The sequence below is a fragment of the Chondromyces crocatus genome (assembly GCF_001189295.1).
GTDB classification, from domain to species: Bacteria; Myxococcota_A; Polyangia; order Polyangiales; family Polyangiaceae; genus Chondromyces; species Chondromyces crocatus.
Map to the genome: position 1 here is coordinate 1,345,664 of NZ_CP012159.1, position 21,743 is coordinate 1,367,406.

Annotated in this window: 17 protein-coding genes and 1 pseudogene; 11 read left to right on the forward strand and 7 right to left on the reverse strand. The window is 69.9% G+C overall.

Annotated features, from left to right (window positions below):
- Nucleotides 1–123 precede the first annotated feature (123 nt).
- Nucleotides 124–822, forward strand: coding sequence for an HAD family hydrolase (locus CMC5_RS05055; RefSeq protein WP_050429354.1), 699 nt, complete (start codon nucleotides 124–126; stop codon nucleotides 820–822).
- Between the two features lie 62 nt (nucleotides 823–884).
- Here the strand turns inward: CMC5_RS05055 and CMC5_RS05060 are convergent, their stop codons facing one another.
- On the reverse strand, nucleotides 885–1,565 hold the full coding sequence (locus tag CMC5_RS05060) for an RNA polymerase sigma factor (protein ID WP_245678301.1): 681 nt from the start codon (nucleotides 1,563–1,565) through the stop codon (nucleotides 885–887).
- Between the two features lie 255 nt (nucleotides 1,566–1,820).
- On the opposite strand from CMC5_RS05060, the gene CMC5_RS05065 reads away from it, so the two are divergent.
- Nucleotides 1,821–3,104: an adenylosuccinate synthase gene (locus tag CMC5_RS05065; RefSeq protein WP_050429355.1), complete on the forward strand. Its 1,284-nt coding sequence runs from the start codon at nucleotides 1,821–1,823 to the stop codon at nucleotides 3,102–3,104.
- Between the two features lie 14 nt (nucleotides 3,105–3,118).
- A complete protein-coding gene (locus CMC5_RS05070; RefSeq protein ID WP_050429356.1) occupies nucleotides 3,119–4,291 on the forward strand; it encodes a glycosyltransferase in 1,173 nt (390 codons plus the stop codon).
- Here CMC5_RS05070 and CMC5_RS05075 read toward each other — a convergent pair.
- The gene (locus CMC5_RS05075) at nucleotides 4,288–4,854 is read right to left on the reverse strand and encodes a P-loop NTPase family protein (RefSeq protein ID WP_050429357.1); all 567 of its coding nucleotides are present in this window, start codon (nucleotides 4,852–4,854) and stop codon (nucleotides 4,288–4,290) included. The two genes, CMC5_RS05070 and CMC5_RS05075, sit on opposite strands and share 4 nt — an antisense overlap.
- Nucleotides 4,855–4,861: 7 nt before the next feature.
- Nucleotides 4,862–5,989 carry a thioesterase domain-containing protein gene (locus CMC5_RS05080; protein ID WP_050429358.1) on the reverse strand — a complete coding sequence of 376 codons (1,128 nt, stop codon included), beginning with the start codon at nucleotides 5,987–5,989 and terminating at the stop codon, nucleotides 4,862–4,864.
- On the opposite strand from CMC5_RS05080, the gene CMC5_RS44000 reads away from it, so the two are divergent.
- From CMC5_RS44000 to CMC5_RS05090, 3 genes are all read left to right on the forward strand, one after another.
- Nucleotides 5,988–6,158 (forward strand): hypothetical protein, encoded by a 171-nt coding sequence (locus CMC5_RS44000; protein WP_156338221.1) that lies wholly within the window; start codon nucleotides 5,988–5,990, stop codon nucleotides 6,156–6,158. The two genes, CMC5_RS05080 and CMC5_RS44000, sit on opposite strands and share 2 nt — an antisense overlap.
- Before the next feature lie 137 nt (nucleotides 6,159–6,295).
- Complete coding sequence (locus tag CMC5_RS05085) at nucleotides 6,296–8,470, forward strand: type VI secretion system Vgr family protein (protein ID WP_050429359.1); 2,175 nt, start codon at nucleotides 6,296–6,298, stop codon at nucleotides 8,468–8,470.
- A 94-nt stretch (nucleotides 8,471–8,564) separates the two neighbouring features.
- On the forward strand, nucleotides 8,565–9,821 hold the full coding sequence (locus CMC5_RS05090; RefSeq protein WP_050429360.1) for a TIGR02270 family protein: 1,257 nt from the start codon (nucleotides 8,565–8,567) through the stop codon (nucleotides 9,819–9,821).
- A 205-nt stretch (nucleotides 9,822–10,026) separates the two neighbouring features.
- Here the strand turns inward: CMC5_RS05090 and CMC5_RS05095 are convergent, their stop codons facing one another.
- A complete protein-coding gene (locus CMC5_RS05095; protein WP_050429361.1) occupies nucleotides 10,027–10,575 on the reverse strand; it encodes a P-loop NTPase family protein in 549 nt (182 codons plus the stop codon).
- 568 nt (nucleotides 10,576–11,143) lie between these two features.
- Between CMC5_RS05095 and CMC5_RS45655 the strand changes: the two genes are divergently transcribed.
- Both CMC5_RS45655 and CMC5_RS05105 read left to right on the forward strand, forming a co-directional pair.
- Nucleotides 11,144–11,887: a phosphatase PAP2 family protein gene (locus CMC5_RS45655; RefSeq protein ID WP_050429362.1), complete on the forward strand. Its 744-nt coding sequence runs from the start codon at nucleotides 11,144–11,146 to the stop codon at nucleotides 11,885–11,887.
- An 847-nt stretch (nucleotides 11,888–12,734) separates the two neighbouring features.
- Nucleotides 12,735–14,765 carry a DUF2169 domain-containing protein gene (locus tag CMC5_RS05105; RefSeq protein ID WP_050429363.1) on the forward strand — a complete coding sequence of 677 codons (2,031 nt, stop codon included), beginning with the start codon at nucleotides 12,735–12,737 and terminating at the stop codon, nucleotides 14,763–14,765.
- 96 nt (nucleotides 14,766–14,861) lie between these two features.
- On the opposite strand, the gene CMC5_RS05110 is transcribed toward CMC5_RS05105, so the two are convergent.
- Together CMC5_RS05110 and CMC5_RS05115 are read right to left on the reverse strand one after the other, a co-directional pair.
- Nucleotides 14,862–16,781 (reverse strand): OPT family oligopeptide transporter, encoded by a 1,920-nt coding sequence (locus tag CMC5_RS05110; protein WP_050429364.1) that lies wholly within the window; start codon nucleotides 16,779–16,781, stop codon nucleotides 14,862–14,864.
- Nucleotides 16,782–16,904: 123 nt separating this feature from the next.
- Nucleotides 16,905–18,071: an alpha/beta hydrolase family protein gene (locus CMC5_RS05115; RefSeq protein WP_050429365.1), complete on the reverse strand. Its 1,167-nt coding sequence runs from the start codon at nucleotides 18,069–18,071 to the stop codon at nucleotides 16,905–16,907.
- A 227-nt stretch (nucleotides 18,072–18,298) separates the two neighbouring features.
- On the opposite strand from CMC5_RS05115, the pseudogene CMC5_RS05120 reads away from it, so the two are divergent.
- Nucleotides 18,299–18,736 (forward strand): annotated as a pseudogene (locus CMC5_RS05120) (WD40/YVTN/BNR-like repeat-containing protein); the annotation flags it as partial.
- A gap of 13 nt (nucleotides 18,737–18,749) precedes the next feature.
- Here the strand turns inward: CMC5_RS05120 and CMC5_RS05125 are convergent.
- Nucleotides 18,750–19,172, reverse strand: coding sequence for an NUDIX domain-containing protein (locus tag CMC5_RS05125; RefSeq protein ID WP_245678302.1), 423 nt, complete (start codon nucleotides 19,170–19,172; stop codon nucleotides 18,750–18,752).
- A 48-nt stretch (nucleotides 19,173–19,220) separates the two neighbouring features.
- Here CMC5_RS05125 and CMC5_RS05130 point away from each other — a divergent pair, with 48 nt between their 5' ends.
- The gene (locus tag CMC5_RS05130; protein ID WP_063796211.1) at nucleotides 19,221–20,714 is read left to right on the forward strand and encodes a M20/M25/M40 family metallo-hydrolase; all 1,494 of its coding nucleotides are present in this window, start codon (nucleotides 19,221–19,223) and stop codon (nucleotides 20,712–20,714) included.
- Nucleotides 20,711–21,742: an MBL fold metallo-hydrolase gene (locus CMC5_RS05135; RefSeq protein WP_156338223.1), complete on the forward strand. Its 1,032-nt coding sequence runs from the start codon at nucleotides 20,711–20,713 to the stop codon at nucleotides 21,740–21,742. Before CMC5_RS05130 ends, CMC5_RS05135 begins: the two co-directional genes overlap by 4 nt.
- Nucleotide 21,743 lies beyond the last annotated feature (1 nt).

A 21,743-nucleotide genomic window follows, 5' to 3' on the forward strand; every position in this document is an offset into this window, starting at 1 on the left:
CGTAGGCTGGATCGCAGCCATCCCCGGACCCCTCCGAGGCGAGCATTTCAACTCTGAAATCCGCGCTTTACCTGGCACGGCGCGTCTTCCGCCCCGGGGGGGAAGGGCTTACGATCTGCATCGATGTTGGTCCCCGCTGCGGTGGTCTTCGACCTCGACGGTACCCTGATTGACAGCCGCGGAGACATTGTCGCGGCGGTAAATCACGCCCTGAGCGCCACGGGGAGGCGACCTCTCCCCGCCCAGCTCATCGTGCGATTCATCGGGGATGGTGCGCGCGCCCTGTGCGCCCGGACCGCGGGACTCCCGGAGGCCTCCGACGAGGTCGAGCCGCTCCTGTCCGAGTTCATCGCCTACTACCGCACCCACCCCGTGGAGTTCACCCGCTGGATGCCAGGCGCGCAGGAAGCGCTCGAGCAGATCGCCGACTGGGACGATCTCACCGTCGCCCTCTGCACGAACAAGCCGCGGCAGGTCACGGAGTCCGTCCTTTCGGCGCTCGGCGTGCGCTCGCGCTTTCGCGCGATCATCGCCGAGGGTGACGTCAGCGAGCGCAAACCGTCTCCGATGCCCCTGCAGTGGATCGCGCGGGTGCTCGGCATGGAAACGACGCGCCTCGTGATGGTTGGTGATGGCCCGCAGGACATCGAGAGCGCGCGCCGCGCCGGGGCCCGCTCCGTGGGGTTGCTCAACGGGTACGCCCCGAGGGAGCGACTCGCCGAGGCCAAGCCCGACGTCCTGATCCCCACGCTCTTCGAGCTACGCGACGTCCTCCGTCGCTGGCGTGACGTCACCGTCCGCCTGAGCAGCGTCGCGCGCTGAAGGCGTGCGAGCCCCGGCTGCCGGGACCGCGCGCGCCGTCCATCCTCGCCTGCGTCGCCAGCTTACGCCGCCAGCTCCGCGGCGATCTCGCGGCCCGCAGGGCTCTGGCTCAGGATGGCGCGGAGCCGCACACGCGCCCGGTGCAGCCGCGAACGCACGGCGCTCTCGCTCACCGCCAGCTTTCGCGCGATCTCCTGCAGGCCCAGATCTTCGTGGTAGTGGGCCATCACCACGTCCCGGTAGTCCTCGGGCAGCTCGCCCAGCGCCTCACGAACGTGCGCTTCTCGCTCGGCGAGCGACGCGGCGTCGTCTTCGCTGGTGATGCTCCGGACCGTCGGGAGCACGCCGAGTTCTTCGAAGTCGAGCCCCTCGACCACCCTCGCTCGCTGCCGTCGCTGCGAGCGCATCAGCATCAGCGCCTCGTTGGCCGTCACGCGAAAGAGCCACGTGGTGAAGCTCGAATCTCCCCGGAACGACCCGAGCGTACGCACCACCTGGAGCAACGTGGACTGCACCAGATCGAGCCTGTCCTCGTCCGAGACCGGGTAGCGCGCGAGCTGCCGCTCCACCTGCGGCCGGATCAGCCGCGTCAGCTCATCCAGGGCTTGCCGGTTGCCGGTCTGTGCACGACGGATCACGTCGGCGAGGACCCCGGCTGGCAGCGCCCGGAGCGGCGTCGGGTCGGTCCGACCCGACTTCGCGCCTACACTTGCTGCACACGTCGGAACGCCCCCACTCGTCATGTCATCCTCCATAGAGAACAAGGCGTCGCGTCTCCGGTGCGCGCGCCCGCCTGGTGCCGTGCCCCCTTCAGCAAACGGCTTGCCAACCGAACTCCGTTCTTACTGAGCAATAGTGGGCAGCGGTTGCGCATCTCAGGAGAGGGGCCGTGCGCGGGCTGCCTGATCCTTCCGGATCGCCTCGCCAAATGCGCCCAGGTCATGAGGAGGCTCGCGCGCTGCGTGCTCCTGCGCTAAAGCCGAAGCCCGGGAGCAGGCATGACCGCCATCGTCGTCGTGGGTGCGCAGTGGGGTGATGAAGGGAAGGGCAAGGTCGTCGACCTGTATACCGAGAGCGCCGATCTCGTCGTGCGCTACGCGGGAGGTCCCAACGCAGGCCATACGCTCGTCGTGGGCGACGAGAAGATCATCGTTCGGCTGATCCCGAGCGGTGTGCTCCGCCCTCGCGCGCGCTGTGTGATGGCCCAGGGCATGGTCATCGACCCAGGCGTGCTCGTCTCCGAGATCGACGCCCTCGAGGCCCGCGGCCACTCGACGCAGGACCGCCTCTTCGTCTCTGACAGGGCCCATCTTATCCTGCCGTTCCACCCGCTCATCGACAGCCTTCGCGAGTCCGCCGCCTCCGACGGCCAGCGCATCGGGACCACGAAGCGCGGCATCGGCCCTTGCTACGAAGACAAGGCGGCGCGCCGTGGCGTCCGTGCCGGCGACCTGCGCGATCTGAAGCGGCTCGCCTCTCTCGTGGAGCGCACCCTCGACACCTGGGCGCCCACCATCCGCGCCCTTGGGGGTGTCCCACCCACCCAAGGCGCCGTGCTCGCCGACCTCGAGCCCCTCGCGGCCCGCATCCTCCCCCTCATCACCGACACCTCGGCGCTCGTCGACGCCGCCATCCACAAGGGCGAACGGATCATCCTCGAAGGCGCGCAGGGCACCCTGCTCGACATCGACCACGGCACCTACCCGTTCGTCACCTCGTCCTCGGCCGTCGCTGGCGGCGCATGCGTCGGCGCCGGCATCGGCCCCACCCGCATCAAGCGCGTCGTCGGCCTTGCCAAGGCGTACTGCACCCGCGTCGGTGAGGGACCCTTCCCGACGGAGCTGCACGATGCCACCGGAGAGCGCATCCGCAAGATGGGTGGCGAGTTCGGATCGGTCACGGGCCGCCCGCGCCGCACCGGCTGGCTGGACCTCCCCGCCCTCCGCTACGCCGCCCGCGTCAACGGCCTCGACGGCATCGCCTTGACCAAGCTCGACGTGCTCACCGGCGTCTCTGATCTGACCGTCTGCGTCGCTTACGAGACCCCCGCTGGCCAGACCCTCGACTTCCCCATCGACGAACTCGCCACCGCGCGCCCAGTGTACAAACGCCTCACCCCCTGGACCGAGTCCATCGAGGGCGCGCGCTCCCTGCGCGACCTGCCCGCAGCGGCGCGTGACTACATCGACCTCATCGAGAAAGAAGCCGGCGTCCCCATCGATGTCGTCTCGGTCGGGCCGGAGCGCGACGCCACCATCGTGCTCCGCGCGCCCTTCGGCTGATCCGAAGGGAGCCCATGGCGCGCTTTCTGTTCGTCGTTCCCCCTTTCGTCGGTCACCTCAACCCAGCAGCCAGCGTCGCCGCGGCGCTCGAAACCGAAGGGCACGCGGTCGCATGGGTCGCTCACCCGCGCACCGCAGCGGCCGTGCTCCCGGAGGGCGCGCGCATCTTCCCGCTCGACGACGACCGGGCCGACACCTGCCTCCTCGTGGCCATGGACAAGGCGCTCGGCGCGACTGTCGCCGAGGACATCCGTATCTGCTGGGAGGAGATCTTCTTCCCGCTCGCCCGGGAGACGATCCCCGTCGTCGAGCAGGCCGTCCAGGCCTTCGCGCCCGACGTGCTCGTCGTGGACCAGCAGGCCCATGGCGGCGCCCTCGTCGCGCGAAAGCGCGGCCTCCCATGGGCCTCCCTCGCCACCATGCCCGCGGGCCTCACGCAGCCCTTCCTGGGTCTCCCCGAGCTGTCCGACTGGTACCCGACGCAGCTCGCCGCCCTCGACCGCGAGGCCGGCCTCTCGCCCGTCGCGGTGCCCGACCTCTCCCCCCACGGCGTCATCGTCTTCTCCTCCCAGGCCCTCGTGAACCAGCCAGCGCCGACCCACGTGCACTTCGTCGGCCCCGCGCTCACCCACCGCGCCGAGAGCGCTCCGTTTCCCTTCGAGGCCCTCCGCCCGGGCAAGCGCGTTCTCGTCACCCTCGGCACGCTCAACTTCGACGTCAGCGAGCCCTTCTACCGCCTCGTCACCGAGACCTTCGACGGCGACGACCTCCAGCTCGTCCTCGTGGCCCCCTCGGACCAGCTCCCCCGCGTCCCGTCCAACATGCTCACCCGACCCTTCGTGCCGCAGCTCCGCCTCCTCACCGAGATGCACGCGGTCGTCTGCCACGCGGGGCACAACACCACCTGCGAGGCCCTCGCCCTGGGCTTGCCCCTCGTCGTGGTCCCCCTCCGCTCCGATCAGCCCGTCGTGGCGCAGCAGGTCGTCGACGCTGGCGCCGGCATCCGGCTCGACTTCCACGACCTCGATCCCGGAGCCCTCCGGACCGCCGTCCACCGCGTGCTCTCCGAACCCTCCTTCCGCGAAGCCGCGCAGCGCATCCAGGCTTCCTTCCGAGAGGGAGGCGGCGCCCCGCGCGCCGCCCAGCTGCTCGTCGACCTCGCGCGTCCCCCGAACTCGGCCCGCTAGCCAGCCCGCGGTCGACTGCATCCGGACCCGCGCGCCCGCTGCAACGTGGCCTCCTGACGCGCCACCTCCAGCCGTCCACACCACGCCTCCACCGTGTCGCGACCGTCCAGCCACACCTGCGGCGTCGCAGCGAGTTCGCCCCGCAGCATCTCCACGAGCGACGGCTTCACCTCCGCGTCGAACTGCTCGATGAACGCGAGGTGCTGCTCCCAGATCGTCTCGAAGCGGCAGTCCTCCGGGATGAACCCGTCGGGCGAAGCGGCCTCTCGTTCACGTCGCTGCCGCGCGCGCTCCAGGCACACCGCGAGCGGCGCATCCACGAAGACGATCTGCTCGGCGACCCCCAGCCGCTCGACGAACGGCGCGTGGTGGCTATAGCCCTCGATGATCCACCGTGGCTTCTGCAGCAAGCCCGCGTGGACCTCGGCGAACTCCGCCTCGCCGACCATCTCCCAGCCAGGCTTCCACATGTAGAGATCCATGTGGAACACCGGCAGCCCGGTGAGGTGCCCCCACGCCTTCGACAGCGTGGACTTCCCGCTCGCCGGGTTGCCCACGATCACGACCCGCTCAAACGCCAGAGGATACCTCCTCGATCTGCGCCCCCGCGAGGGCGGCGCTCCCTGTCACCTCCGCGATGCACGCCCCGAGCTGCGCCGCGAGGGCCTCGACATGAGGTTCCGTCACCATCGACACGTGGTGCCCGGGCACCGCGCGCGCCACGAACCGCCCCGAGACCAGTTGCTCCCAGCCGCCCGTGGGGCTGCTGCAGAAGTCCGACTCCATCGCGTGGAAGAAGGCGAACGTGCCGCGGTACATCTCCTTCGGCTCGTAACGCATCCCCGTGCAGAGCCGGAACAGCCGCAGCATCTCGACCATGCGCACCCCGCCCGTGTCCGGAGGGAAGGCGCCGAACCGCTTCGCCTGCTCCATGAAATGGTCGAGGTGTCGCTCCTGCGGAAGCGCGGCGAAGTCCTGCGCCCGGACAGAGATCCCCTTGTCGAACCAGTGCCTGAAGCCGCTCGCGATGAACTCGTAAAAGCTCACCTCGTCCTCCAGGAAGGCCGTGTCCATCTGCGCGAAGGGCGCTGGCGCCAGCGCGTCCAGCGCTGCGACCAGCGCCACCTGCTCGCCCCGTCGTTGCAGCTCCAGCGCCATCTCGAAGGCGACGATGGCGCCGAAGCAGTGCCCAGCGAGCAGGTACGGCCCCTCCGCTCGCGCCGCCAGCACCTCGTCGAGGTAGTCCGACGCCATGGCCTCCACCGACTCGTGAGGCGGCAGCTCCCCGTACATCCCTCGCGCTTGCAGCCCATGAAACGGCTGCTCCGGCCCGAGGTGGTGCGCCAGCGCCTGGAAATTGAAGACATTGCCGTCGCCGCCAGGCACGAAGAACAGCGGCGGTCTCCGGCCTGCGGGCTGGAACGTCACCAGCGGCACCCAGCTCGGGCGCTCCGACCGCGCGCGCACGGCGATGCCGAGGGCCTCGATCGACACGCCCAGCAGCTCCGCTGGTGGTGACAGCGCCACCCCGAACTGCGCCAGAACCTCCGCGCGGAGCCGAGACGCCTCCTCGAGCCCCCCGCCGAGGTCGGCCAGGGGCGCCCTCACGTCCACCCGCTGGAGGCCCCTCCGTTCTCCCCAGAGCCGCGAAAGCCGCAGCTCGATGGCGTCTCGCGGCGCAATGAACGTCCTTCCCATGGTCTCTCTGCGTCTCACCGCGCTGGCGCAGGCGCTGCGCTACGGGTTGAACATGGGCCGCGCGCGCGCCTCTGCGCAACCGCAGCCCGGCGCGATCTCATGCCATGTCCTCGCCACCTCCGGGCTCGTCGTCCTCCTGCGACCCAGCACGGCGTCCACGACGCTGTAACCCAGCGCGCCGAAATCTTCGCGCTGGTGACCGGCCCCACGATACGCTCGGCATTCGTGCGTCCGTACGCCCACGACCACGAGCCGTGACCATGAGTCCCGAACACCCAGCCTTCGAGCTTTTAGAGAAGGAGCGGTATGCACACCTTCAAGATTGATGGCCTCGACGACGAGCTTCGCGTGGTGCGTTTCGACGGCCACGAAGGCCTCTCCCAGCTCTACGAGTTCGAGATCACCTTCGCCGCGGGCAATGACCTCGCCCTGAGCGATCTGGTGGGCAGACCGGCCCTGCTCACCTTCCGCGTCGGCGAGGAGCCTCGGCACGTGCATGGCCTGCTCGCCTCCGTCGAGCAGGGCGACGAAGGCAAGCGGCTCACCTCCTACCGCGCCGTCCTGGTCCCCGAGGTCTGGCGCCTCCGGCACCGGCGCGACAGCCGCATCTTCCAGGACCTCTCGGTCCCCGACATCCTCCAGAAGGTCCTCGACGGCGCGCGCCTCGGCAGCGGCTACCGCCTCTCTCTGAGCGGCTCGTACGCCCCACGCCTCTACTGCGTGCAGTACCGCGAATCGGACTGGGACTTCCTGAGCCGCCTCATGGAAGAAGAGGGCATCACCACCTGGTTCGAGCACAGCGACGGCGAGCACGTCCTGATGATCACGGACCACCCCGCCGCGCATCCCCCGATCCCCGGGCAATCCACCCTCGTCTTCCGACCTCCGCTCGGTGCCCTCGTCGCAGGCGAGCACGTCTCTCGCCTTCACATCGCCGAGCGCGTCCGACCCGGCAAGGTCACCCTGCGCGACTTCAACTTCAAGAAGCCGAACCTCCTCCTCGAAGGCGCCGAGCAAGCTTCTCTGGATGACGATCTGGAGATCTACGATTACCCCGGCGTGTACGAGGAGCCCGGTCCGGGCCGCGCCTACGCCAAGATCCGCCTCGAGGAGTTCCAGGTCGCGCGCCGCAGTGGCGACGGCGAGAGCGCCTGTCCTCGCTTCGCCCCGGGCCACCGCTTCACCCTCGCCGAGCACGCGCGCGACGACGTCAACACCGAGTACCTCCTCGTCCGTGTCGACCACCACGGCGCCGAGCCCAACTTCGAGCAGGCAGGCGGAGGGGCTCCCTACGGCAACCGCTTTCACCTCATCCCCGCAGAGATCCCCTTTCGCCCAGCGCGTGTCACCCCTCGCCCCACCGTGAGGGGTGTGCAGACCGCCATCGTCACCGGCCCTTCGGGCGAGGAGATCTACACCGACGAGCACGGCCGCATCAAAGTGCAGTTCCACTGGGATCGCACTGGCAAGAAAGACGAGAAGAGTTCCTGCTGGATCCGCGTCTCCCAGCCCTGGGCGGGCGGCGCCTGGGGAGCCGTCTTTCTCCCCCGCATCGGCCATGAGGTCGTCGTCGATTTCATCGAGGGCGATCCGGATCGGCCCCTCGTCGTCGGCAGCGTCTACCACGGCGCCAATGTGCCGCCTTACCCCCTGCCCGCCGAGAAGACCAAGAGCACGATCAAGTCGAACAGCTCGAAGGGGGGCGGCGGCTTCAACGAGCTGCGGTTCGAGGACAAGAAGGGGCAGGAGGAGATCTTCCTGCATGGCCAGAAGGACTGGAACATCCTCATCGAGAACGACAAGGCCGAGAGGGTCGTGCACGACGAGACGCTCCTCGTCGGTCATGACCGCGACAAGCGCGTCGACAACGACGAGAGCGAGTCCATCGGGGGCCACAAGTTCATCGAGGTCGCCAGGACCCATACCGAGTCCGTCGGCGAGGACGCGAGCATCACCATCGGCGGGAACCTGACCGAGGGCGTCGCCAAGAACCATGTCGAGGCGATCGCGGGGAGCCAGTCGGTGAACGTGGGCGACGGACAGGACACGACCGTCGGCCAGTCGATGTCACTCTCGGTGGGCCAGTCGATGTCCATCTCGGTCGGCGACAGCAAGAGCGAGAGCGTCGGCGCGTCCAGCTCCGAGACCGTCGCGAAGAGCAAATCGACCAGCGTCGACGAGAACTACGCGATCACCGTGTCCAAGGACATGACGGTCACCATCGGCAAGAACGCCAAGGACGAGGTGGGCGAGAAGAAGACGCTCATCGTCGGCAAGGAACTCGCCATCCAGGTCGGCGACGCGCAGATCGTGATCAAGAAGAACGGCGACATCACCGTGCAGGGCAAGAACATCACCGTGAAAGGCAAGGGCCCCATCCAGGTGCAGGGCAAGAAGATCGAGGTGAAGTCCGACGGCGATGTCGACGTCAAGGCCTCGGGCAAGGTGAAGGTGAAGGGGAGCAACGTCGGCTTGAACTGAGTCCCGGCGTGCGTCGAGCGGCGATGTGGACCGAGCTGCGACGCGAGCAGAGCTGCGATGTGAACCAGGCCGAGAAGGAGGGGGTCGGAGCGCCGTGCTGAGATCCATCGAGGAAGAAGTCTGCGAAGAGCACGCGCGCCAGGCGACGTTTCTGTGGCTGCTCCGCGACGCCGCGGTCCGCGACGTCGCCTACGACCTCACCGATCTCGCCGAGCTCGACGACCGCCTGGAAGCCCACCTCGACGGCCTCCGCCTCGCGGGGGAGCTCGGCTGGGAGGCCTGCGCGGCGCTCCTCGACGAGCCCGAAGGAGGCGAGATCTTCGCGGCCGCCCTCCTCGCCGTCGAGCGCTGGGATCTGCGCGGCGTCGCCCGCGTCCTCGACCTCGGCGCAGGCGCGCCCGATCTCGCCCGGGGCTTCGCTTCGGCGCTCGGCTGGACGCCGGTCGCCCGCGTCCAGCGCCTGCTCCCCGGCCTCCTCGCCGGCCGATGCCCCCCCGCCTTGCACTGGCTGGGCATCTCCGCCTGCGCGGCCCACCGGCTCGATCCAGGGCCGCCGCTCGGGTACGCACTCCTCTCCGATCAGCCCACCCTGCGCGCCCGCGCCCTTCGCCTCGCCGGCGAGCTGGGGCGCGTGAACCTCCTCCCCGAGATCCTCCAGGCCTTCACCGCCGAAAGCGAGGTCGTCCGCTTCTGGGCCGTCTGGTCGGCGGCGCTCCTCGGGGAGCCCTCCGCTGCGCAGCCCCTCTGGCGCTTCGCCACCCAGGGCGGTCGCCATGCCGAGCGCGCCGTCGACCTCGCCATGCGCCGCATGGATCCTGCCGTGGCCACCACCTGGCTCTACTCCCTCGCCAACACCTCGCCCGACATCCGCGTGGTCCTCTCCGCCGCGGGCGCCCTTGGCGATCCGGTCATGATCCCCTGGCTCCTCGAACGGACGGCCCATCCAGCGACCGCCCGCCTCGCTGGCGGCGCCATCACCCGGATCACCGGGGTGGATCTCACCGAAGAGAAGCTCGACCGGAAGCCCCCTGAAGGCGCCCAGTCCGGCCCCAGCGACGACCCCGACGACGAGGACGTCTCCCTCGATCCCGAAGAGAGCCTCCCGTGGCCCGACCCGGCCGCCCTCACCGGCTGGTGGCGCACCCGCGCAACCGATTTCAAGCGAGGCACCCGCTACCTGCTCGGCCACCCCATGGCCCCGGAGCACCTCGAGCGCGTCCTCCGCGACGGCGCCCAGCCAGCGCGCGCCGCGGCCGCCATGGAGCTGTCCTTGCGCGACCGTGGCCGCCCCCTCTTCGAAGTCCGCGCACCAGGCCTCGTGCAAGCGCGCGCCCTCGCCGCCGCCCGCTGAGCGCCTCTCCCACGTCTCATTCACACGGCAGGGGCACGCGCCCCCGCCGCCCCGCCGAGCAAAGCTCGTCGGGGCCCCACCACCCCGCGATCCACCCGGGAAATCTGGCATGTCGCGCCGCTTCGGGCCTGACGTCGTTGCATCGAGAAGCGGGCGAAGTCACCGGCCGTTTGCATCAGGCGGGCGCGCGTGGGTTCCTGACGCGTCAGATCGGCCGCGCCCGGACCCCCGACTGCTCCAGCCCTCTCAGCTTCGCGCACAGCTCCTCGACCGGCAGGCGCCCATCGAGCCGGATTTGCGGCTTGAACGCGAAGTCCTCCCCCAGCAGCTTCAGCAAGAGCAGCCGCCCCGACGCGTGGACGTGCTCGACGAACTGCGCGTGCCTCGACCTTCCCGCGCCATCCTGACGAGGGACGGCGACGAAATCACCCAGCTTCTCGGCCTCCCGCTTCTTCTCCGCGCGCTCCAGGCAGACGTCGAGCGGGGTGTCCAGAAAGACGATCTGCTCGGCCCTCTCCAGCCGTGGCGAGAGGAGCCCTGGATACCCGAGCCCCTCGATGAGCCACTGATCCTGGGCAAGGAGGGCGGCGTGCGTGCGCGCGAAGGCCTCCTCGCTGGCCAGCGTGCCTCCTGGATTCCAGAGCAGCGCGTCGAGGTGCACGATCGGCAGCCCGGTGATCTCTCCCCACGCCTCGGCGAGTGTCGACTTTCCGCTGCAGGGACTACCGACCAACGCAATCCGTCGGAAGATCATGTTCAGCGCTCCCTATCTCCAGGACGCATCGACGCGCACGTGCATCCACCCTGCCCCTTCGATGTCACGAGCAGGCGCTGCGTCAGGCGAATCGCCTCCCAGCACCGCCGCTCGCGCTCCGTGGTGGCGCGTTGAGCCAGGTCGTTCTGTCGTGCGCGTGAGCCCTCCTCATGCCTTGTGCCTCACGCCTCACGCCTTGCGTCCCGCGCCTCATGCTTCGGCCCTTCCCGCCCCAGGCAGTCGGCGTCGCGTGGTCTCGCCTGGAGCGCGATCCGCAGCGCCATGGTGGTTCATACCATCGACATCACCACGCTCCAGCTCGGAGCAGTCCATCGGCCATGATCGCGACACCCATCCGCCGAGGACTTCTCCACCACGTCGGCACCTGAACCTCGCAGCCCTGCGGTGGCTCGGTGAACTCGGCAGGTGTACGCTCTCGGCCGATGTCCACCTCCACCTGCGCAACGAGCGACCCCGCGACGGTCGTTCGGTGGCGACGACCGATTCCAGAGCTTTGAACCCCGGCGCCTACGCATCCTTCGCCCGCCGAGTTCTGCGAGAAGCCCCCGTGCTCACGTCTTCGACGCCTTCTCCGCCGCGCCCGCAGATCCTCGGTCGCCTTCTCCAGCGCTTCCCCCTGGGTCGGCTCAGCGTCTCCGTGCTCTTCGGCCTCGGGCTCATCTTCAGCACGACGCTCGGCTTTGCATGGCTCGCGCGCGAGGTGCTCCGGAACGAGTTTGCCGCTCTGGACGACGCGCTGCTCCTCTGGCTCCGTGACCACGAGAGTCCTCGGGCCGACGCCTGGATGGTTGTCTTCACCACGCTGGGCGGTCCGCTCGCGATCACCGTCCTGCTCGTCACCACGGGCCTCATCCTGATCGCCCGTCGGCGCTGGAGCGAGGTGGGGGGCGTCGCCCTCGCCGGTCTCGGCTGCGCTCTCTTGAACACCAGCCTCAAGCACGCTTTCGCGCGCGAGCGACCCGCGCTCTTCGAGAGCCCGTTTCATCTCACCAGCTACAGCTTCCCGAGTGGTCATGCCATGGGTTCGCTGGTGGGCTTCGGCATGGTGGCGTTCCTGCTCGTCCGCCGCGCCCGCACGGTGCAAGGACCCGTTTCGCCGTTGCTGTCGGCCGTGACCGTGCTGTCGACGGCTCTTCTCGTGCTGCTCATCGGCCTCTCCCGCATGTACTTCGGCGTCCATTTCCCCACGGACATCGTCGGTGGCTACCTGGCGGGGGCCCAGTGGTTGACGCTGTCCATCCTCACCGTCCACTCGTCCGAGTGGTGGTACGCGCGCCGGTCGTCGCGCTGATCTGGCGGAAAGCTCGGGGCGCAGACCTGACGAGAGCGGGTCGGCCATCAGCGGAGAGAAGGGGGGCGTTGATGGCGTACGAGCGCGGAGAGGGGGGACGTTGATGGCGTACGAGCGCGGAGAGGGGGGACGTTGATGGCGTACGAGCGCGGAGAAGGGGAGCGTTGATGGCGTACGGGCGTGGAGAGGGGGGACGTTGATGCGCGTCCGTTCGGAGAGGGGGGCGGTGATGGCGCGTCCGTCTGGAGACGGGGGATGTTGATGGCGTACGAGCGCGGAGAGGGGGTGCGGTGACGGCGCGTCCGTCTGGAGACGGGGGACGTTGATGCGCGTCCGTTCGGAGAGGGGGGCGGTGATGGCGCGTCCGTCTGGAGAAGGGGGGGGCTGATGGCATACGAGCGCGGAGAAGGGGGGCGGTGATGACGCGTCCGTTCGGAAAGGGGGGCGGTGATGGCGTACCAGCGCGGAGAGGGCGGATGCTGATGGCGCATCGGTGCGGAGGGGGGGGATGCTGAGCAAGCCTCCGTGCAGAGGTTGGGAGGCCGGATGCGCATCCACTTGGAGCAGGGCGGTGCAGCTGGAGCACTCGCGTGGAGAAGGACCGTGCTGATGGCACATCGGTGCGGAGAGGGGGGATGCTGAGCAAGCCTCCGTGCAGAGGTTGGGGGGGCCGGATGCGCATCCACTTGGAGCAGGGCGGTGCAGCTGGAGCACTCGCGTGGAGAAGGACCGTGCTGATGGCACAACCCTGACGGGAGGCTCTCGTGGTTCGGTTCGGGGAACGAGCCCCGGCCTTCGACGCGGTGGAGCGCCTTGTCCCCGCGGTGACCTCTGGTACCTAGGAAAGATGCCCCTCGCCTTGTCCTCCCTCTCGGTCCAGGGGCCCGCTGCTGCCGACACCGTGGTCTGGCGGCATCGGGGACAGCTCTCCCTGACCGTGGTCGTCAAGGCCACGTTCGCGCTCGTCTCCGAGGGGCGGATGACGCTCGTCGAGCCCGATCCCATCGTCTCATCCGAGCAACCATCGCCCTCGGGGCGTGGGCTGCACGCGGCGGGGGACCTCGCGCCCTACCTGGGGCATGCCGACGTCTGGCTCGTCGGGCATGCGGAGGTGCCGCCTCACTACGCCGAGTCGCGCCTCCACGTGGCGATGATGCTGATGCAGGAGGGGGTGGCGCGCATCAACAAGAAGCTCGACCTCGACGCCATGGCTGGCCCTGGACGCCAGGGCAAGCTGCCCATTCACGGACTCGATCCCATCTCGAGGGTGTGGCCGGCGCGCCGCAAGCTCCTGGAAGGGCTCGATCCCCGCGCCTTCGAGGGGCCCGTGGTCGAGCTTCCGGACAGGTTCGACTGGCGCTACTTCCACGCCGTCCCCGAGGATCAGCGGCTCGAGAGCGTGACCGGTCACGAGTGGCTCGTGCTCGGCGGCATGCTGCTCCGGCGGCCGCGCTTCCGGACACAGCTCCCGGAGGTCCAGGGGGTGGCGCGCCTCTTCCGGCGCGCGGCCTCGGGACCGCGGCAGGGAGAGCCCATCCCTCTGCGCGCCGACATGATCCAGATCGACGTCGACAGGTTACGGTGCGCCATCGTGTGGCGCGGGCACGTGCGGCTCCAGGGAGACGCGGAGCTTGCTGGGGTGCACGTCGTGGGGGCGGTGGCGATGCCCGGGGAGACCGTCGTCTGGGCAGATCCCTACGCCATCGCGCCGCAGAGAGGCGCCGCCCCGGTGCCGGTGGACCCGCAGAACCCTCTGGGGAGCACGGTGGCCCTCTCCGGAGAGGACGCGGCCGTGCTCCTGGAAAGCGTCGAGCGCACGAGGCCGCGCGAGGCGGTGGGGGCGGCCGGAACCCTCGCGGGGACGGGTGGGCCCGCCGTGGAGCCGCAGGTCGGTGAGACCGCGATGCTCACGGCGGCCGAAGCGGCGAGAGTGCTCGCGGAGGTCGCGTCGCTCCCGTTCAAGAAGCCGGCGTCGGGGGAATCCCAGAGCCGTCTCGCGGCAGTCGCGCCGCCAGCGCTGCCGCCTCGTCCGTACGGCGAGCCGCTCGGATCTTCGGGGTCGAGTGGGGCGTCCAGGCCTTTGGCGAGGGGGCGCGGAGCGGACGCGACGAAGCTCGCCGCAGTCGACGCCATGGTGCGCGAGTCCGCGGTGGCCATGCCGTTGCTGGGCGAGACGTCGACGGGGACGGTGACCGCTGAGCTGCTTCCTGGGGCTGCCGCCGTGGCGATGCCCTTCCTGAGGGAGTCGACGGGCACGGTTCCAGCGTCGCTCGTGCCGCAGGTGCCCATCTCGGTCACCCCCTTCAGACCTCCCCTCCCTGGCGCAAAGGTGATGTTCGGCCGCAACGCCGAAGGGGATGCGCCTCCTGGACCTCGGAGCCCACCCTCGATGGCCGACGCCGAGGCAGCCCTCGGCGGAACCCTGGCGCTGCGGAAGGAGCAACAAGCACAGCTCTCTCATGCAGCGGCCACCCCCTTCGAAGGCAAGCCGATGCCGGCGCCACCGCTGCGGCCATCGTCGCCCGGGATGCCGGCGGTAGCGCCACCGATGCGGCCGTCATCGCCCGGGATGCCGGCGGTGGCGCCGCCGATGCGGCCATCGTCGCCCGGGATGCCAGCGGTGTCGCCGCCGATGCGGCCGTCATCGCCCGGGATGCCAGCGGTGCCTCCGGGTGACCTCGATTTCGAGGATGCTGCCGGGACACGACCTGCACCGGTGGCGTCGTCGGGGGGCCAGTCGAGGGACTTCTTGGACGTCGTGGGAACCATGGCGGGACCTCCTGTCCTCTCGGCAGACGAGATTGCGCAGTGGCCTCCTGGACTGGGTGCAACATTTCTCGCGGCCATGGCTGAAGCAGGAGCGCTGTCGGCGCCGTGAGCGCAGGGGGCCGCTCCGCCGAGGGCGGTGCGCCCTGCGCTGCGTTTCAAGAAATGGCAGGGAATCCGAGCGGCATGGGATGTCGACCGACGCGCTCTATTTCGACAGGACGCCGAAGGCGACGAGCATGGCGACGACGATGCCCATGATGCTCTCGCCGGCGATGAGACCCGAGGCGACGGGTACGGTCGCGCCTTCGGCGAGGTCGGCGCGGCGGCGTCGGACCAGCTCGGCGATGAGGGCGCCGAGGAACATGGCGATGGCGTTGGCACCTGGCACGACGAGGGCGATGCCGAGGCCGGAGGCCGTGGGGATGAAGGCGCGGACCTTGGGCGAGGCGTAGCGCTCGGCGAGGGTGAGGATGGCGCCGAGGGCGAGGCCGACGACGATGCCGATCTTGGCGGTGGGCTCGAGACCGGAGAGGCCGGCGGTGAGCGCCTTGGAGACGCCGGCCCAGACCTGCACGGCAGGGGCAGGGAACTCGGCGGAGCCGAGGGCGTCGACGCTCGGGATGAGCAGGTTGAAGGCCGGGACGACGACGGCGGCGCCGGCGAGGACACCGAAGAGCTGGGCGAAGAGCTGCTGCCGCGGGTTCGCGCCGAGCAGGTAGCCGCTCTTGAGGTCGGTGAGCAGGTCGGCGGCGTGGAGGCCGACGCCGCCGGTGACGTTGGCGCCCATGATGTTGGCGGGCACGTTGCCAGGGACGAGGCCGCCGTAGACGAGCTGGGTCACCGGGCCGAGGGCCTTGGTCGGCGTCACGTCGGTCTCGCCGGTCACGCGCGCGGCGACGACGCCCATGATGAGCGCGAGCGGCAGCGCCACGATGCCAGCCCACCAGGGGATGCCGAAGAGGTAGGCCATGAGGAAGACCATGATCGGGCCGAGCGCGAGGAAGCCCGCGGGAAACCACCAGGAGGGGCACTCGATGTCGGCGAGGGGATCCTCGACCACGGGGCCGCGGTTGGGGCGCACGAGCGCGATCAGGCCGGAGAAGGAGCGGGCCACGCTGCGCCACTGGAAGGCAAAGGAGAGCAGGCCCGAGGAGAGGAGGATCGCGGCGCCCGGCCAGAGCGTCCACTGCACGATGGCCTTGTAGCTGGCGACGGCGATGACGCCCTGCTCGAGGAGGGCGGGGGCGATCATGCCGTAGGTGATGATGGCGCCGAGCAAGAGCGACCAGCCGGTGCGGAAGCCCATGAGGGCGCCGGCGCCGACGAGGATGAGGCTCCCGTCGATGCTCATGGTCCAGTCGGCGGCGGAGTGGCCGCGCCAGCCGAAGGGCAGGTGGATGGACTTCGGCAGGTTGAAGGGGATCCAGGCGGCCTTGGCGTCACGGAAGAAGGCGACGATGGCGCCGACGAGGGCCGTCCAGCCGAGCATGCGCGCCTTGTCGGACTTGCCGTGGGCGCCGTGCATGGAGCGGATGGTCTCGGCGGTGGCGGTGCCGGTGGGGAAGGGGAGGGCCTCGATGTTGATGAGCTGGCGCTTGATGGGGATGGCGGCGAAGACGCCGAGGGCGGCGATGACCGCGAACCAGGCGAACATCCAGCCCGAGTCGGGGCGGGTGCCGGTGAGCATGAGCAGGGCGGGAATCGCGGCCATGTTGCCGCCGCCGGTCATGTAGCCGGCCGCCGAGGCCACCGATCCCATGGCGTTGTTCTCGAGCATGGAGAACTCGCCCCGGGTGAGGTTCACCGAGCGGAGGGCACGGAACAGGGCGTAGGCGAGGATGCAGGCGGTGACGGTGACGCCGAGGCTCCAGCCGGTCTTGAGGACGACATAGAGGTTCGACAGGCACATGATGGCGCCGATGACCATGCCGGAGAGGACCGCGCGCACCGTGAGCTGTGGGACGCCGCGCTGGTAGACGGTCTCCAGCCAGCGGCGCTCCGGATCCGGGGACTCCGGAGTCCCCGAGGGCGCTGCCGTGGGCGCGTGCGGGTCGGCGGCTCCCGGCGAGGACGCTTCGGTGTCGTTCGGTGGCGTCGGCGGAGCCGCTTCGGGGGTTCCGTGCATCGCGCTACCATCGCACGAGGGGCACGTGCTCGGGGAGGCGTGATCAGGCGTCCCGAGCGGCGCTGGCGCGGTCCTTCGGGCGATGGGCCGAGATCGATGCGCGCCCGCGCCTCTCGGCTCGGCTCACTCGCGGACGTCCATCTCGACGATCGCGGCCGGGTGGCCTTTCCCGAGGTAGGCCCGCGCGCCCTCGTCGTCGTTCAGGAGGGCGAGGAAGAACGCCGAGGTGTAGGCCGCGGTGATGGCCCGGGCCTGCGTGATGTCGAGGTAGGTGAAGGGCTCGCCGTCGGTCTGGCGGACATCGGCGGAGCAGCCCGCGTCGAAGCTTTCGACGATGCCGCAGATGTCGGTGAAGGACCAGTGGCCGGCGTCCTTGATCTCGGCCTTCCACGCGGGCTTCTGGGCCGCCTGGAAATTCTGGCGGATGAAGTCGTTGCCGATCTCGGTGATGCTGTTGTCTTCGGTGGCGACCATGAAGAAAAGGGGCTTCTGGATGTCGCTCATGCTGACGCCCGGGAGCAGCGGGTTGTCGATGGGGACGGCGATGGCGACGCCGCCGCGAGGCCGTGGATCTTGGGCGAGCACGACGCCGGTGGTGATGCCGCCGAAGCTGTGACCGAAGACGCCGACGCGGTCGGGATCGAACCGGCCCTGGAGTTCGACGGGGAGTTCGGCGGGCGCGGCGTCGAGGAGGCGATCGAGCGTGTACCGGATGTCGGCGGCGCGCACGGCGAGGAAGTCGGCATCGAGGGGGGCGGCGTTGCCGGCGAGGTCGTCGAGGAGGGTGCCGCCCGCGTGATCCGGGGCGACGACGGCGATGCCGTGGCTGGCGAGGCGCTCGGCGACGGTGGCGATGGAGTAGCGGGTGCAGTTGTAACAGTGGGAGAAGGCGACGAGCGGGAAGCGGTCCCCGCTTGCGGGAAGTGCCCCGCTCGCGGCGTGGAAGATGCGGGTCGTGCCGGGATCGGGGGCCTTCGCGATGAGGGCCGCGAGCTGTTCCTGTTCGCCGCCGGTGGTCGCGAAATCCTCGAGCGGGTGGCCCGCTTCCGCGAGGGCGCGGCTGCTCTCGGCCGCGGGATACCAGAGCTCGACGCGGAGGATCCGGCTGCGGCTGGCGTCGTCGACGCCGAAGGTGTGGCGACCCACGGGGTGAGGGCCGGCGCTCTCGACGGCGTGCGGCGTCTCGGGGGTGGGCTCGGGATCGGTGGACGCGTCGTCCCCGCAGCCGACGAGGGCGGGGGTCGCGAGGAGACCGGCGAGGAGGACGAGGGAAGGGGCTCGGAGCGCCATCGGGACCGGGTATCAGGGCGCTCCACGGTCAGCAAGGGTGCGCCAGGGGGAGAAGGTGGTGTCTTTCGCCATGGAGGGCCAGGGCCCCGGATTTCCGCGGGATCGGCACGGCTGGCGGCTCTTCGCCATCCCCCTGGAGCGGCTTGCGAGGGGGGGACGTTCGTGGTGACCATCCGCGCGGCCCATGGCGAGGATAAGCTTCACGCAGAACCTGGAGCGGCACGTCGGCGCGTCCAGAGTGCCTGTGGGTGCAGCACCACAACGGCGTGTTCCGGTCGACGGACGCGGGGTTGCACTGGGAGGACATCCAGAACGCCGCGCCTTCGGTCTTCGGCTTCGCGGTCGCGGTGCACCCCGAGGACCCGGACACGGCGTGGCTGGTGCCGGCGGTGAAGGACGAGACGCGGGTGCCCGTGGACGCGAAGGTGGTGGTGGCGCGGACGCGCGACGGCGGGCGGAGCTGGGCGGTGTTGCGCGAGGGGCTGCCGCAGGAGCACGCCTACGACATCACGTACCGGCACGCGCTCGATGTGGACGCTTCGAATGACCGGCTGGCGTTCGGGAGCACGACGGGCTCGCTCTGGACGACGGAAAACCAGGGGGATGCGTGGCAGGCGATCTCTCACCACCTGCCGCCGATCCACTGCGTGCGCTTCGAGGCGTGAGAGCGGGGCTGGATCAGGTGCGTGCGGCGAGGGCGATCTTGCCGAGCTGGGCGACGTTGGGGGGGCCGCCGATGTCGTCGAAGTGATCGACCCAGCGCCACGCCTCGAATTCGTCGTTGGGCTGCACGGTGTCGGTATCCACGTCGGCCACGAACACGAAGTTGAGATGCATGCCCTTGCTCCCGGCGATGTGCTCCTCGTAGCCGATGAGGCCTGGCGGCGTGCCCTCGACGTCGCTGACGACGGGGAAGCGGCCTTCGAGCCCCGTCTCTTCGCGCAGCTCGCGCTTTGCTGCTTCGAGGGGGGTCTCGTCGGCGAGCAGCTCGCCTCCCGGCGGCAGCCAGATGCCCAGGCGGCGGTGGTGGATGAGCAGGACGCGGCCCTGGTAGCGGGGGTAGATGGCGACGGAGAAGGCGCGGCGTAGGGTCATGGGCATGGGTCGCGAAGATGGTCGATGGAGCGACCTGGGGCTTACCATGGGGGCATGCCGCGACGCAGGATGGAACCGAGGGCAGCTGGGGCCTTTCGTCGGGCGCTGCCAGGTGTGGCGAGCGGGCTCGCCTTGTGGATCGCGCTCTCGTGCGCCGCCGGGGAGGGGCAGCCACCACGTTTTCCGCGGCCTCCGGGCGACGCGGCGCAGGCTGCGGCGCCGCACCGGCAGGTGCTCCGGGCGATCTACGAGGAGCTGATCGAGATCGACACCACCGAGGCGCGGGGGAGCTGCACCGAGGCGGCGCAAGCGATGGCGTCGCGGCTGCTCGCCGCAGGGTTTCCGGCGAAGGACGTGCAGGTGCTGGTCCACCCGGACAACGCGCGGAAGGGCAACCTGGTGGCGCGGTTGCGTGGCACGGGGGCGAAGCGGCCGTTGCTGCTGCTCGCACACCTCGATGTCGTGGAGGCCTTGCGGCGAGACTGGTCGCCGGACCTCGACCCGTTCCAGCTCGTCGAGCGGGACGGCTTCTTCTACGGCCGGGGGACCTCGGACGACAAGGCGATGGCCGCGATCTTCGTGGCGAACCTCGTCCGCTACAAGCAGGAGGGGCTCGTGCCGGACCGCGATCTGATCGTGGCCCTCACCGCCGACGAGGAGGGCGGTGCGCACAACGGGGTGGCGTGGCTGCTTGCGAACCACCGGGGTCTGATCGACGCGGAGCTCGGCCTGAACGAGGGGGCAGGTGGGCGCTTTCGACAGGGGAAGCGGCTGTTCAACGGCGTCCAGGCGAGCGAGAAGGTGTTCCAGAGCTTCGCGCTGGAGACGATCAACAAAGGCGGACACAGCGCGCTGCCCGTCAAGGACAACGCCATCTACCGGCTCGCGTCGGCGCTCTCGCGGCTCTCGACATTCGATTTCCCGGTGAGCTTGAGCGAGGTGACGCGCACCTACTTCGCGCGGATGGCTCCGCTGGAGGAGGCGTCGACGTCGGCGGACATGAAGGCCGTACTGGCGACACCGCCAGAGCCTGGAGCGGTCGCGCGGCTCTCGGCGTCGGCCTACTACAACGCCTTGATGCGGACGACCTGCGTGGCGACGCAGCTCGAAGGCGGGCACGCGGAGAACGCGCTGCCGCAGACGGCACGCGCCGTGGTGAACTGCCGCATCTTGCCGCACGAGTCGGTCGCCGAGGTGGAGCGCACGCTGATCCGCGTGGTGGGCGACGACGAGGTCCGCATCACGAAGGTGATGGCGCCTCAGCCGAGCCCGCCGTCGCCGCTCACGCCGTCGGTGATGCAGCCCCTCGAAGCCATCACCCGGGCGCTGTGGCCAGGCGTGCCGGTGATCCCGATCATGGGCACGGGCGCGACCGATAGCCTCTACCTTCGGCGGGCAGGGATCCCGATGTACGGGGTCTCGGGGCTGTTCTCGGACATCGACGACGTGAGGGCGCACGGCAAGGACGAGCGCCTCGGCGTCAGCGCGCTCTACGAAGGCCAGGAGTTCCTGTACCGCTTCGTGAAGTCGCTCGCCGGTGGTGGTTGAGCCCACGCGCCGGAGCGCTCGAAGCCCAGCGGTGTGTGACGGCCCGCGTGCCCGTCACCCTGCACGAGGTGTGCTACACGCCGCGGATGACGCGCGCTGTCCTGGCGATCCTCTGGCTCCTCCCCTCACTCGCCCTCGTGAGCGTCGCCTGCGGAGGCAGCGAGCACGTGACGGAGGTCGCAAGCGTCTCGTCGACGACGAGCGCTCCTGGCGTGGCGTCTCGGAGCGCGCCCGCCGCTGTCGTGCAGGTGAAGGGCGGGGAGGCGGCGGGGGCGCTGCCCGCTTCGGCCGAAGGGCTGCCGGAGACGAAGCTTTCCGAGGATCTGGTGATCCGGCAGCTCGCGCCCGACGTGCACCTGATCACGCACACCTTCCCCTGGCCGGCCAATGCGCTGCTCGTCGAGATGGCGAACGGGGACCTGGTGCTCTGCGACCCGACGTACACGGTCGACGCCATGCGGCTCGTGCTCGCGTGGATGGATGAGCGCTACGGGAAACGTCGCATCGTCGCGCTCAACACGCACTTCCACATCGACCGCGTGGGCGGGAATGCCGCCCTCCTGGAACGCGGGATCCCGGTGTACGGATCGGATCTCACGGCGCGCCTCGTCACCACGCGCAGCGAGGCCCACCGCGCCTGGGTGCGCGCGAGCGTGGACGATGGCGCCATCGCTGCGGTGTTCGAGACGCAGCCCATGGTGCCACCCGACCGTGTCTTCCCGATCGCGGAGGGGCTTTCGCTGACGTTCGGCGAAGAGAAGGTGGTGGTGCATCACCCGGGTCCAGGGCACGCACCGGACAACGTGGTCGTGTTCTTTCCAGCCCACCGCCTGCTCTTCGGCGGTTGTCTGGTCGCTGCGGGGGAGCGCATCGGCAACACCACGGACGGGGACCTCGCGCGCTGGGGAGATGCCATCCGAGACCTCCAGCGGTTCAAGGCCTTCTCGATCGTCCCCGGGCACGGTAGCCGGCTGGATCCAGGCCTCCTCGACCACACCCTCGCGCTCCTCGCCAGCGCGAGCCCCTGAG